The organism is Alteromonas sp. 009811495 (genome assembly GCF_028865455.1).
Taxonomy (GTDB): Bacteria; Pseudomonadota; Gammaproteobacteria; order Enterobacterales; family Alteromonadaceae; genus Alteromonas.
The window spans coordinates 2,685,116-2,697,463 of record NZ_CP113972.1 but is presented as its reverse complement, the minus strand read 5'-3'; the positions used below and the strand labels follow the sequence as shown (position 1 = coordinate 2,697,463).

Here is a 12,348-nt window from a genome sequence, read left to right as displayed (position 1 = left end):
ATCCATTGATACGGCTTGTATACTACGTATGGGCAGTGAATTATTCAGATACTGTTGCAGATTCGATTACAACAGGTTCTACCGGTACGTCTTGATGATAACCGTGGTTGCCAGTCTTCACTGCTTTAATTTTTTCTACAACGTCCATGCCTTCTACTACTTTACCAAATGCACAGTAGCCCCATCCGTTAACACTCTTGCTTGAATGGTTTAGGAAGTCGTTGTTATTTACGTTAATAAAGAACTGTGCCGTCGCTGAATGTGGATCCTGTGTACGTGCCATTGCAATAGTACCTACTTCATTAGCAACACCGTTGTCTGCTTCATTTTCAATAGGTGCTTTTGTGTCTTTTTGATCCATGTCAGGGGTGAAACCGCCACCTTGGATCATGAAGTTATTGATAACGCGATGGAAAATAGTGTTATCGAAAAAACCGTCTTCTACATAAGAGATAAAGTTCGCCACTGTTTTAGGCGCTTTATCTTCGAATAGCTCAAGTTTGATGTCACCAAAGTTTGTTTTTAGTGTAACCATTTTGGTTTGTCCTGTGTGTAAATGTAAAAGTATGCGTAATAGTATCGTAAAAAGTACTGTAAAGAGTAGCGCAAAAGCGAACATAGGGGTAAAAGGCTTGCCATTTGCAATACCATTTATATACCGACAGTGCTAAACTTTGCGCCCCAAAACGACATATACAGGAAATATAGACATGCTACATCTTTACAATACCCGAACCCGTGAAAAAGCGAAGTTTGTTCCGCTTGAAGAAGGGAAAGTGGGTTTGTATGTGTGTGGTATCACCGTATATGACGTGTGTCACATGGGTCATGCGAGAACGTATTTAAGCTTCGATACGCTAGTGCGTTACATGCGCCACTTAGGGCTGGACGTTAAGTACGTACGAAACATTACCGATATTGACGACAAAATTATTGCGCGTGCCAATGAAAATGGTGAAAGCTTTGAAGCATTAACTAAGCGCACCATTGCAATGATGCACGAAGACTTTGCAGCCATTAACTTGCTGGAGCCCGATGTTGAGCCAACAGTGAGTGGCCATATGGACGAAATTATCGCGGTTATTGAGCGTTTGGTTGATAAAGGCTATGCGTATCAAGCAAAAAGCGGCGATGTGCTTTTCGATGTAAGTAAGTTTGATGATTACGGAAAGTTGAGCAAGCAAGACCTTGAACAGCTAAATGCTGGCGCGCGCGTTGAAGTTGCTGCAGGCAAAGATGATCCATTAGATTTCGTATTGTGGAAATCGACGAAACCAGGTGAACCCGCGTGGGCATCACCATGGGGAGAAGGCCGTCCTGGCTGGCATATCGAATGTTCGGCGATGAATCACAAGCATTTGGGCGCGCACTTCGATATTCACGGTGGAGGGTCTGACCTTATCTTCCCACACCATGAAAATGAAGTTGCACAGTCATGCTGCGCGTATGACACGCCATATGTGAATGTATGGATGCACACAGGCATGGTGCAAGTTAACGACGAGAAAATGTCAAAGTCGTTAGGTAACTTTTTTACATTACGAGATGTGTTAAAAGAGCATGACTCAGAAACGTTGCGTTTCTTTTTGATGTCTGCACACTATCGCAGTCAGTTAAGTTACTCGCAAGACAACATTACGCAGGCGAAAGCTGCCCTAGAACGCTTGTATACGGCATTGCGTGGCGTAGACATTGATGACACGACTGATTTGTCTTATGGCGGTTATTTAGCGCGCTTCGAAGCGGCAATGAATGATGATCTGAACGTACCAGAAGCCTTTTCAGTGTTGTTTGAAGTGGCCCGTGAGCTTAATCGTCAGAAAGATAACCAGAGTGAAGCTGGCAAGTTAGCTGCTGTATTAAAAGGCTTGGGTGCAATTTTGGGCATGCTACAAAGCGACCCTGATGCGTTCTTGAAAGGCGGTGAAGGTAACGACGACGAAGTGGCAGAAATTGAAGCGCTTATCAAGCAGCGCAACGATGCACGTGCGGCAAAAGATTGGGCTGCTGCTGACGCTGCGCGTGATGCGCTAACAGCGAAAGGCGTTGTATTAGAAGACGGCCCAAGCGGAACAACGTGGCGAAAAGCGTAGCAATAGTTGTTGTATTTTGAGTCGAGAAAGCCCACTTATTGTGGGCTTTCTTATTTTATACTTTAAAGTTATTGGTTTACGATGTTCACACATTGTAATTAGTGCGGTACGGGCGTTTATGTTGAAGGTGAATGCCAGCCACCATGCAACGAACAGAGCCTCCTCCCATTTCAAGAGTAGGAACAGCGATGGGGAGTAGAGTAAGATCACCAGGTAGTAATGCTAATTGCGCTTCATTCAATGAATCGAAAGCAGTTTTTGACAGAAGTAATAAGCGTTTTCCACCGCTATTCAAAAGTTCTAAGCAATTTCCTGCAAAACTATTCACTTGTTCTTCGCTGATATCGATAACTATTTTACCTGTCTTCTTAAGCGCTGAAAGCACCATATCTTTGTCGCTTTCTTCTATCATGCTGGTAGCAACAATGGCAAAGTCGCTGCCCACACACATTATTACGTTGGTGTGGTAAACAGCCGTACCCAAAGTATCAAACGCTTTAAAACATATGGGCGTTAAGCCAATGGCTTCACAAGCCAATGTTACAGCTGTTTTATTGGCGCGCTGGGAGAGGCAAGCATAGGCTAGCGCGTTTACGTGATCGATAACCATCGCCCCTGTGCCCTCAACAATGTGTCCGTCTTTTTCAAGAAAAGACAAATCTACAGCTTGCTGCACGTTGTAGTGCTGTTGCAGATAACTGACAATATCGTCACGACGCTCTACTCTGCGGTTTTCACAGTGCATTGGATACGTAATTAATAAGCCATTGGGGTGAGTGCTAAGCCAGTTATTCGGAAATACCGAATCAGGCGTATTTTTTTCTTCGCTTTCAAAAACCTCTACGTTTATATCATTTCTACGTAAGGTGCTTACCATGTCGTCAAATTCTCGCTTCGCATCTTCTGAAATTTTAGACGTGTTCGCATTCACTATATCAAGAGGCGCCTGAAAGCTATTGTCTTTAGCCGTTTGCTCGTTGGGGCGGAAGGCGTTAGGGCGCACCATTAGTACAGTGTTCGGTATAATTGACTTGGTAGATACGGCGTAATTGGTTTGCATAAATTTCTAATGGCCTTAATAACTTGTCTACTACATAGCTTGGCTATTTTATGCTTTGCACTACGATTTCAACCATGGTCAACATGTTACAATCTGATATTTAAGTTGAGCATATTGTACAAATTGAATTACATTGTGCGTAGTTTATGGTTCTGTATTGTTAAGCATGTGTTTTCCATAGTGTGAGGTTAGTCGTGTTTGTTGATTTGGACGCAAAAGATAGAGAGCTACTTGATATATTAAAACGGGATGCTCGTACGCCTGTGACGGTGCTTGCTGAAGTATTATCTCTTTCGCGAAATACAGTACAAAAACGTATAGACAGGTTAGTTAATACGGGCGTGATCGAAGCATTCACAGTGCGTGTTAACGAGCAGTTGCAGCCTGACAAAATAAAAGCACTAATGTCGGTCGAACTAGAAGGGCTAAGCACCACTAAGCTCATTAGCAAGTTAAGAAAGTTAGATGGTGTAGAGCGTTTTCACACCACAAATGGCAATTGGGATGTGTTAATTGTAATTACCGCCGAAAGCCTGGCACACCTAGATAGTATTCTAAAACAAGTGCGTGACACTGGCGGCGTGTTAAACAGTGAAACCAGTATTATTCTGTCTACCACACAGAGATAGGCTACCTAATTAATATCAGGCTTATCTGTTGGAATTGCTGATTCTTTCTGCATAAGATGCGATTTCCAGCGCTGTTGGGCGACATGAGCTTTGACCAATTCCAAGCATTCATTCACCACGCTCAGCACTTCTTTATCTAGTGCATCCGCAGAAGGGGTGTAGTCACGCATACCCACTGAAATAAAGTGATCAATGCGTTCTGAGTCTAAATCGCTGAGTAAATTGACTAACGATGATGTCACTATGTCCGTTACCGATTCTTCCAGGGTGTTTTCAATAGTTCGCCCAATCACAGGAAGATAATTCAGCGTCGACACCTGTGCATTCGCACGTACCGCTTTGCCAACACTTTTTCTAACATGCTCTCTAATAGCTTCGCCATGCTCATCACTGCTTATCGAGTTGCCTAAGTGATTAACGACACCCGCAAGCCACTGTGTAATAACAGGGCGTCGTGGGGCGAGTACCTGTTCATTAATATCGTCTAGCAGAGGAGAGCCTGCTGAGATATCTTTTTGTGCATCGCTTAATACTTTCACTACAATCCGATCACTCAGTTCTTCTACAAATACATCGGCGTAGAAGGCGAAAAAGCGAAAAATCGCGGTTTGGTTAAGGTCGATAATCTTAAACTTATGCAGGCGATGCAGTATCGAAAATATACGTAGGAAACGAAATAGTCGGGTGGCACCTGTAGGTATTAGCCCGATAATGTCGTACCAATGTAAGAACGGAAAGAAATACCAGCGCAGGTGCTCTTTTCGTACGATGGCCACTATCCATCTGAAGCAAAACTCAGAGAAGAAAATGCCTATGAATACTAGGTCTACTAGCAGGAAATTGTGGTGAATGGGATCGTATGCGCTAATGAGGGCAGGGAAGTAAACTCCCAGCTGGCTATAAACAAAATCAGTGGCATACAGAGAATCAAAGATGAGCCATGCTAAGTTGACAAAAAGCACACCTAGCATGACTAAATCTAAAATTAACCAAGGGGTTTCATGGCTGTTGCGCAAATTTTCTCGGTTAATTTTTAGCATGTCCGTATCCAGTTTTAACGTTATGGTTGGCGTTTAGCCTGAAGAGTTTAAACGTGTTACATCAACGTAGAGCTTAAGCTTTTGACCCGGTTGTAAGTAACGCTTTGCATTCAAGCCATTCCACTTACTAATATCGGCGACCTTAATATTGAACTTGCTCGCAATGCGTGACAGTGAATCTCCGTTTCGAACGGTATAAGTTAACTGCTTTGTAATACCACCGTCAGATTTTCCTTCAAGCCATACTACCAGTGTTTTGCCCGGGTGCAGCATGTCACCTGGCGCCATGCCGTTCCATTTGGCCAGTTGCTTCGTACCGACTTTATATTTACGCGCAATATCCCAAAGCGTATCACCTGATTGAACCGTATGACGAACCTTTTGTTTTGACGATGAGCTATTTTGCAAGCTTGCCAAGCGTTGCTCTTGAGATAAAGAGTAGCTATCAAGTTCTTGCAGAGCCACAGGCACCATAATGGCTTGCCCAACACGGATCATCGAGCCATCGAGTTCATTGACTTGCTTAATCACCTTAACCGTGGTGTGGTATTGCTTTGCGATTTTTATAAGGCTATCGCCGGATTTCACAGTGTGACGAACCCAATTGAGACGTTCTTTTTGGTCTATTTTGGCAAGTGCCTGAGAGAACGCGTCAGCCTTATCAAGGGGCAGCACAAGACGGTGAGGGCCTTCTGGTGAGGTAGCCCAGCGGTTAAAACCAGGGTTCAAACCGTGAAGTTCTTTTAGCGAAAGGCCCGCTAGGTCAGCCGCAAATGCTAAGTCGACTTGTGAACCAATATCCACAACTTTAATAACGGCAACATTTTCAACTTCTGGCCATGCAAAAGCATATTCTTCTTTGTGCTTTAAAATATCGGCAAGCGCGAGCAACTTAGGAACGTAAGCGCGAGTTTCTCTTGGAAGGCTTAAGTTCCAAAAGTCAGTAGGCTTACCGGCACGCTTATTACTTTTAATCGCGCGCATAACTCGGCCTTCACCACTGTTATAGGCCGCTAAGGCATGTAACCAGTCGCCGTCAAACATCTTGTTAAGATAAGTGAGATAGTCAAGGGCACCTTGCGTAGATGCAATTACATCGCGTCTACCGTCATACCACCAGGTTTGATCCATACCAAAGCGCTTGCCTGTTGCGGGGACAAACTGCCACATACCTGCGGCTCGACCATGTGAATAGGCAAATGGATCGAATGCGCTTTCTACAATGGGTAGCAGTACCAACTCCATTGGCATGTCGCGTTTTTCAATTTCTTCAACAATGTAGTACAAAAATGGCTTGGCGCGTTTTACTACACGAGACATATATTCAGGGTGTTTCAAATACCACTTTTTCTGTGCTGTGACGCGAGCATCATCGGGAATAGTAAGTGCGAACTTTGCACTGGCACGCTCCCATACGTCTGTGATCACCACTTCAGTGATTATCTCGGGAGTTTCAGTGGCATCAGCCACGTCTTCTAATACGTCGTCGTTTGGATGGACGACATCAATAACGCCATCGCGTGCAACTTCACAATCGGCAATTGCATCTTCGGTGGTGTGGAGGACCGAACAGGCTTCTAGCGCCGCTTTTTCGTTGCTTTCTAATTGTGCGTTTTCAGCGTCATTGTTAGTTAGCTGACAACCCGTTAAACCTAACGCCAACAACAAAGGCGAAAGCGGAAAAAACTTCAACTGCATAAATGAAGAAACCTCTTGGAGCACTGCAAACCTGCCATATTACGGCAACTAGCTTGCTTTTGCATCAAAACTCATCTTTCCAGCGACGAACTGCAGCAAATACGGCAACATCATCAGCTAGGCTATTTTCGCAATACGCTTCGGCTGCTGTTTTTACAGAAAGTTCATGAGAACGCAAAAAAGGATTAATGGCCTTTTGTTCTTTAAGCGTTGAAGGAAGTGTGGGTTTGTTCTTGTCTCGGGTAGCTTGTACCCACTGGGCATAATTCACAAGTGCGCTATTATCTGGCTCTACCGCAAGCGCAAAACTCACGTTAGCTTGCGTGTATTCATGCGTGCAATACACCTTTGTGTTATCAGGAAGGCGTTTTAATTTATTGAGCGAATGCAGCATTTGTTCTGGCGAGCCTTCAAATAACCTGCCGCAGCCCGCTGAAAACAGCGTGTCGCCACAAAATACAAGGCCGTGACCAAAAAAGGCAATATGATCTAATGTATGCCCTGGGACTTCCATTACCTGTAGCGCCATTTTTAGCACCGGTAAAGTGACGGTATCACCCTGTGAAACCGACTTGGTTAAGCCGCGAATATGCCCGCCTCTTGGACCAATAACGGGGAGTTCTGGGTGTGCCGACACCAATTTGGCAATACCGCCAGTGTGGTCTCGATGATGGTGAGTAATAAGCACCGCAGACAGTGTTAACCCATTGGCTTTTACATATTCTAGCACTGGCTGTGCATCGCCCGGGTCAACCACCACAGCATTTGATTTATTGTGTATACACCAAATGTAATTGTCGGTAAAAGCGGGAATGGGGTGAATTGTTAAACCTGACGGTAAGGTGTCTTGGGTCATGATGTACCTGCTTGTGTAGGTAGAATTATGCGTTACTATAGGAGCTTGTGAACAGCAGAGCAACAAAAGAGCGCGCTAAGTGATTATCAAATCGGCGTTTAAAGCCAAGCCTTTGCGCTACCCAAATAGCTGGGGAGATTTTCCAGCAGGGGAGCATATACAACACGCCGTTAGCGCGGTGTGTAATGATTATGCTGAGCGCATTTTTGGGTATCACTTTGCCAAACTAGGTACGTTAAGCTCTGCCATTACGTTAGATAGAAGCCCCATCCGTCATCATATTAATCACGTCCCTACCTTGCCTGCGGATAAGGCAGGCATATCATCACATTCTAACCTTGTTGTGGGGCAGTCTCATTGCCTGCCATTTTCTGAGAACAGTATTGATGGCTTTTTGTTAGCAAATGAGTTGGATTTTGCACAAGATCCGCACGAAATATTGCGTGAAGTTGATAGAGTTATTACCCATAGTGGCTATGTCATTATCAGCGGATTTAACCCACTTAGTTTGGCTGGAATCGCAAAGTTTTTGCCGGTAAAAAGAGGCAATGTGTTGCACGATGCGCGTTTTTTTACCAGCTATCGAATAAAAGATTGGTTGCAGTTGTTGGGCTTTGAAATTGTAGAGCAGCGGCAAGTACTGTTTTCGACCCTATTTTTTCAGCAAAAATGGAAAGGTGCAGCAAAGTTACAGCAATACCTGTCTTCTTACCTTCCTTGGTGCAGTGCGGTTTACGTGATATTAGCGAAAAAACGTGTGTTTCCGATGACCGCTATCAAGCCTAAGCGAAAACTCAAGCCACAGTTCTCGGCCGTTGGCGCTAGCGCTCGAGCGTCGACACTAAGTCGGTATAGTAGTAAGTAGGCTAGCAATAATAAACGTGGCCAAATACTGACTGAAATGCGAGTTACTCACTGAAGCATACAAAAAAAGCCATGATAGGTTTCCCTGTCATGGCTTTTGCATTTTTTGCACTAATGATATGCGTGTTACTTAACGCGCATACCAGGCTTAGCACCTTCATGCGGCTCTAAAATATAAAGTTCATCACCACCAGGACCGGCGGCTAATACCATACCTTCACTCATGCCGAAACGCATTTTACGTGGCGCAAGGTTTGCTACCATTACGGTGTGTTTACCGATAAGTGCTTCAGGCGAATAGGCCGACTTGATACCAGCAAAAACTTGCTTGGTTTCGCCGCCTAAATCTAACTCTAGGCGTAAAAGCTTGTCAGCTTTCTCTACATGTTCAGCCTTTGCAATACGCGCAATACGTAAATCTACCTTAGCGAACTCGTCAAACGAGATAGTGTCGCTGATAGGATCTTTTGCAAGCGGGCTATCTGGGTCGATTGCCGGTTCAGTTGGCGCTAGGCTTTCTTTTGAATCTTCAACCATGGCGTCGATTTTCTCCATTTCTACACGCTGCATCATTGGCTTAAATTTGTTGATGGCGTGGCCTTTTAATAGGGTTTGCAGTGAATTCCAGTCGAACGTGTCATTTAAGAATTCTTCAGCTTTTACTGCAAGCACAGGAAGTACTGGCTTTAAGTAAATAACCAATAGACGGAACATGTTAATGCCCAGCGAGCACACATCGTGCGTGAACTGCTGTTTAGTTTCGTCTTTAATGGTTACCCAAGGTGCATTGTTGTCAATAAACTGGTTAGCTTTATCAGCAAGAGCCATAATTTCGCGCACAGCTTGGTGATACTTACGTTTCTCGAAAAGTGCAGCAATGCTGTCTGACGCATTTTGGAACTCAGCAATAAGCTCTGGCTCAATCACGTTGTCTGATAGCTTGCCGTCGAAACGCTTGGTAATAAAGCTTGCACAGCGGCTAGCGATGTTTACTACTTTACCCACTAGGTCTGAATTCACCTTTTGAGCGAAGTCAGTAAAGTTAAGATCGATATCTGTAACACCATCACCTAACTTAGACGCGAAGTAGTAACGTAGGTATTCTGGGTTCAGGTGGTCTAGGTATGTACGGCCTTTAATAAAGGTACCGCGCGACTTCGACATCTTCGCACCATTTACCGTTACAAAACCGTGAATGTTTACGCCAGTCGGCTTACGGTATCCCGCACCTTCTAGCATTGCAGGCCAGAATAGGCAGTGGAAGTACGTTATGTCTTTACCGATAAAGTGGTACAGCTCAGCCTCTGAGTCTGCTTTCCAGAAGTCGTCAAATTCAAGGTTGTTCTGGTCGCAGAAGTTTTTGAAACTTGCCATGTAGCCAACAGGTGCATCTACCCACACGTAGAAAAACTTGTTAGGTGCACCTGGAATTTCAAAACCAAAATATGGCGCGTCACGGCTGATGTCCCACTGTTGAAGACCTTCAGTGAACCACTCTTGTAGTTTGTTTGCCATTTCTTCTTGAAGAGCGCCAGAACGGATCCATTCTTTTAGCATGCCTTCAAACTTTGGCAGGTCGAAGAAGAAGTGCTCAGACTCTTTAAGTACCGGGGTTGCACCAGATACAACGCTGCGCGGGTTCTTTACTTCAGTCGGGCTATACGTAGCGCCACACACATCACAGCTATCGCCGTTTTGGTCTTCTGCGCCACAACTTGGGCATGTGCCTTTTACGAAACGATCTGGCAGGAACATTTCTTTTTCAGGGTCGAAAAGCTGATTGATAGTGCGCTTACTGATGTAACCGGCGTTATCTAAACGCGTGTAAATTTCTTCACACAGCGCCTTGTTTTCAGGTGAATGGGTTACATAGTAGTTGTCGTAATCAACGTGAAAATCAACAAGGTCTTGGTGATGTTCAGCGCGGGTTCTTGCCACCATTTCTTCTGGTGTAATGCCAAGCTCTTGAGCTTTAAGCATAACCGGCGTGCCGTGTGCATCATCGGCGCAAACACTGTAACATTCGTTTCCGCGAAGGCGCTGAAAACGAGTCCAGATGTCGGTTTGAATATGTTCTAGCAAATGCCCTAAATGAATAGAGCCATTTGCGTATGGCAACGCACTGGTTACCAGAATTCGGCGTTTTTCTGACATAATGACGTTATTGATTCTTTGCGTTTCAAAATGGGTGCAAATACTAGCGGAAAACCGCGTTTTTTGCATTACGTAATTCACACAATTGTACTACTAGTAAGGCTTTTTATGTTCTTTTCTCGCAAAGCAGAGCCGGTAACCCACAAAGTTGCTGCTATTTTGGCCACGTATTTTTCGCTCGATGTGGAAGATACCTTGCTTTGGTGTGCTTTTAGTCAGCCTGAAAACGAAGATGCGGGTGTGACGGTAACCTTACCATTTTGTATCGCCACGCAATTACCAGTGCTTAAAGAAGAAGTCATTAAACAACTAAAAGGTAAGCTTGATGATGCCACACTTACCTTTAAACAACATATTGCCAGCGGTGAAACTGAGGTTGCGCCCGTTACCAATATTAAAAATATTATTGCCGTTGCCTCAGGCAAAGGTGGGGTAGGTAAGTCTACTACTAGTATTAATCTTGCATTTGCACTTATGCAGGAAGGCGCCAAAGTGGGTATCTTAGATGCCGACATTTATGGGCCCTCTATTCCTATCATGTTGGGCAACCCTGACGCACACCCTGAAAGTGAAGACAACAAGCACATGCAGCCACTAAAAGCGCATGGCTTGGTGGCGAACTCCATTGGTTATCTAGTGCCTCAAGAAGATGCTGCAGTATGGCGTGGACCTATGGCGAGTAGGGCGCTTAAACAGCTATTAGACGAAACCTTATGGCCAGTGCTCGACTACCTTATTGTAGATATGCCGCCAGGGACAGGTGATATCCAGTTAACTATGGCACAGCAGGTGCCATTAACTGCGTCAATTGTGGTGACTACGCCGCAAGATTTAGCGCTAGCCGACGCGCAAAAAGGTATAAGCATGTTTGAAAAGGTCAATGTGCCTGTGCTTGGCCTAATCGAGAACATGAGCTATTACCAGTGCAGAGCCTGCGGTACTAAAGATTATGTGTTTGCCAAAGACGGTGGTGAAGCGCTTGCCGAACGTCATGGCTTACCGCTTTTAGGTCAACTGCCTCTTGATATTCATATACGCGAACATGGCGATGCAGGTACGCCGTTATTGCTGGAAACACCCGATAGTCCGCTGAGCGAAAGCTATCGAGAGGCTGCCCGCGCCCTTTCTATGCAATTAGCGTTGTCGGTTGCACCGCGAAAAGGAGGCGTTAGCCATATCAAAGGAGACCCCATTGGAATTGTTGGAAAGTCTGATTGATGCATTGCGCTGATAAATAGTTAACCACTTGTCCATAAATAAGGTGAAAAGCGCATAAAACCTTGCGTTACACAGTTGATTGGGACTACCGACATACGCATAATAGCGGCCTACAGAATAGAGGAATACACCATGCGTTTGTGCGATCGCGACATTTATCAATATTTACAAGACGGCAAAATCAATATCGACCCAGCTCCAAGTTATGACCAAATAAGCGGTGTTACGGTAGATATTCGTCTTGGTAACAAGTTTCGCGTGTTTGAAGATCACCAAGCGCCGTTTATCGACCTAAGTGGACCAAAGGCACAAGTGCAAGAGGCCCTTGACCATGTAATGAGCGATGAAATTGAACTGGAAGAGGGGAAAGCATTTTTCTTACACCCTGGCGAGCTTGCTCTGGCAATTACGCACGAATCAGTAACGCTGCCAGATAACATTGTTGGCTGGTTAGATGGACGTTCGTCTCTTGCGCGCCTTGGCCTTATGGTACACGTTACCGCGCACCGAATCGATCCAGGTTGGTCTGGCAACATCGTATTGGAATTTTACAACAGCGGTAAACTACCTTTAGCACTTCGCCCAAAAATGAAAATTGGGGCACTGAGCTTTGAGGTGTTATCGGCACCGGCTGAAAAACCCTACAACGCTCGCGTTGATGCTAAATACAAAGGCCAAGCTGGCGCAGTAGCCAGCCGTATTTCATCGGATGACGAGAACAAATAAATTTCCAATT

Annotated in this window: 11 protein-coding genes; 5 read left to right on the top strand and 6 right to left on the bottom strand. The window is 44.9% G+C overall.

Features of this window, described 5'->3' with window-relative positions:
* Positions 1-40: 40 nt before the first annotated feature.
* Positions 41-535 (bottom strand): peptidylprolyl isomerase, encoded by a 495-nt coding sequence (locus OZ660_RS12335; protein WP_202261847.1) that lies wholly within the window; start codon positions 533-535, stop codon positions 41-43.
* A gap of 175 nt (positions 536-710) precedes the next feature.
* On the opposite strand from OZ660_RS12335, the gene cysS reads away from it, so the two are divergent.
* The gene (gene cysS, locus OZ660_RS12330; RefSeq protein ID WP_202261846.1) at positions 711-2,093 is read left to right on the top strand and encodes a cysteine--tRNA ligase; all 1,383 of its coding nucleotides are present in this window, start codon (positions 711-713) and stop codon (positions 2,091-2,093) included.
* Between the two features lie 85 nt (positions 2,094-2,178).
* Here cysS and ctlX read toward each other — a convergent pair whose 3' ends face one another.
* Positions 2,179-3,153 carry a citrulline utilization hydrolase CtlX gene (gene ctlX / locus OZ660_RS12325; protein WP_274741108.1) on the bottom strand — a complete coding sequence of 325 codons (975 nt, stop codon included), beginning with the start codon at positions 3,151-3,153 and terminating at the stop codon, positions 2,179-2,181.
* Between the two features lie 194 nt (positions 3,154-3,347).
* On the opposite strand from ctlX, the gene OZ660_RS12320 reads away from it, so the two are divergent.
* Positions 3,348-3,782, top strand: coding sequence for an Lrp/AsnC family transcriptional regulator (locus OZ660_RS12320; protein WP_226432610.1), 435 nt, complete (start codon positions 3,348-3,350; stop codon positions 3,780-3,782).
* Positions 3,783-3,787: 5 nt separating this feature from the next.
* On the opposite strand, the gene OZ660_RS12315 is transcribed toward OZ660_RS12320, so the two are convergent.
* The 3 genes from OZ660_RS12315 to gloB all read right to left on the bottom strand — a co-directional run bounded on the left by OZ660_RS12315 (position 3,788) and on the right by gloB (position 7,376).
* On the bottom strand, positions 3,788-4,822 hold the full coding sequence (locus OZ660_RS12315) for an ion transporter (protein WP_274741107.1): 1,035 nt from the start codon (positions 4,820-4,822) through the stop codon (positions 3,788-3,790).
* A gap of 33 nt (positions 4,823-4,855) precedes the next feature.
* Entirely contained in the window at positions 4,856-6,520 is a 1,665-nt protein-coding gene (locus OZ660_RS12310) for a lytic transglycosylase (RefSeq protein ID WP_202261842.1), read from the bottom strand.
* A gap of 64 nt (positions 6,521-6,584) precedes the next feature.
* On the bottom strand, positions 6,585-7,376 hold the full coding sequence (gene gloB / locus OZ660_RS12305) for a hydroxyacylglutathione hydrolase (protein ID WP_202261841.1): 792 nt from the start codon (positions 7,374-7,376) through the stop codon (positions 6,585-6,587).
* 85 nt (positions 7,377-7,461) lie between these two features.
* Here gloB and OZ660_RS12300 point away from each other — a divergent pair, with 85 nt between their 5' ends.
* A complete protein-coding gene (locus OZ660_RS12300; RefSeq protein ID WP_342455372.1) occupies positions 7,462-8,241 on the top strand; it encodes a class I SAM-dependent methyltransferase in 780 nt (259 codons plus the stop codon).
* A gap of 125 nt (positions 8,242-8,366) precedes the next feature.
* Here the strand turns inward: OZ660_RS12300 and metG are convergent, their stop codons facing one another.
* The gene (gene metG, locus OZ660_RS12295) at positions 8,367-10,394 is read right to left on the bottom strand and encodes a methionine--tRNA ligase (RefSeq protein WP_274741105.1); all 2,028 of its coding nucleotides are present in this window, start codon (positions 10,392-10,394) and stop codon (positions 8,367-8,369) included.
* 108 nt (positions 10,395-10,502) lie between these two features.
* Here metG and apbC point away from each other — a divergent pair, with 108 nt between their 5' ends.
* Complete coding sequence (gene apbC / locus OZ660_RS12290; protein ID WP_274741104.1) at positions 10,503-11,612, top strand: iron-sulfur cluster carrier protein ApbC; 1,110 nt, start codon at positions 10,503-10,505, stop codon at positions 11,610-11,612.
* A 132-nt stretch (positions 11,613-11,744) separates the two neighbouring features.
* Positions 11,745-12,338 carry a dCTP deaminase gene (gene dcd, locus OZ660_RS12285; RefSeq protein ID WP_159626125.1) on the top strand — a complete coding sequence of 198 codons (594 nt, stop codon included), beginning with the start codon at positions 11,745-11,747 and terminating at the stop codon, positions 12,336-12,338.
* Positions 12,339-12,348 lie beyond the last annotated feature (10 nt).

Coding starts and splice junctions, on each gene's coding strand:
- OZ660_RS12335 (WP_202261847.1), bottom strand. CDS start 535: ATGGTTACACTAAAAACAAACTTTGGTGACATCAAACTTGAGCTATTC.
- cysS (WP_202261846.1), top strand. CDS start 711: ATGCTACATCTTTACAATACCCGAACCCGTGAAAAAGCGAAGTTTGTT.
- ctlX (WP_274741108.1), bottom strand. CDS start 3,153: ATGCAAACCAATTACGCCGTATCTACCAAGTCAATTATACCGAACACT.
- OZ660_RS12315 (WP_274741107.1), bottom strand. CDS start 4,822: ATGCTAAAAATTAACCGAGAAAATTTGCGCAACAGCCATGAAACCCCT.
- OZ660_RS12310 (WP_202261842.1), bottom strand. CDS start 6,520: ATGCAGTTGAAGTTTTTTCCGCTTTCGCCTTTGTTGTTGGCGTTAGGT.
- gloB (WP_202261841.1), bottom strand. CDS start 7,376: ATGACCCAAGACACCTTACCGTCAGGTTTAACAATTCACCCCATTCCC.
- metG (WP_274741105.1), bottom strand. CDS start 10,394: ATGTCAGAAAAACGCCGAATTCTGGTAACCAGTGCGTTGCCATACGCA.
- apbC (WP_274741104.1), top strand. CDS start 10,503: ATGTTCTTTTCTCGCAAAGCAGAGCCGGTAACCCACAAAGTTGCTGCT.
- dcd (WP_159626125.1), top strand. CDS start 11,745: ATGCGTTTGTGCGATCGCGACATTTATCAATATTTACAAGACGGCAAA.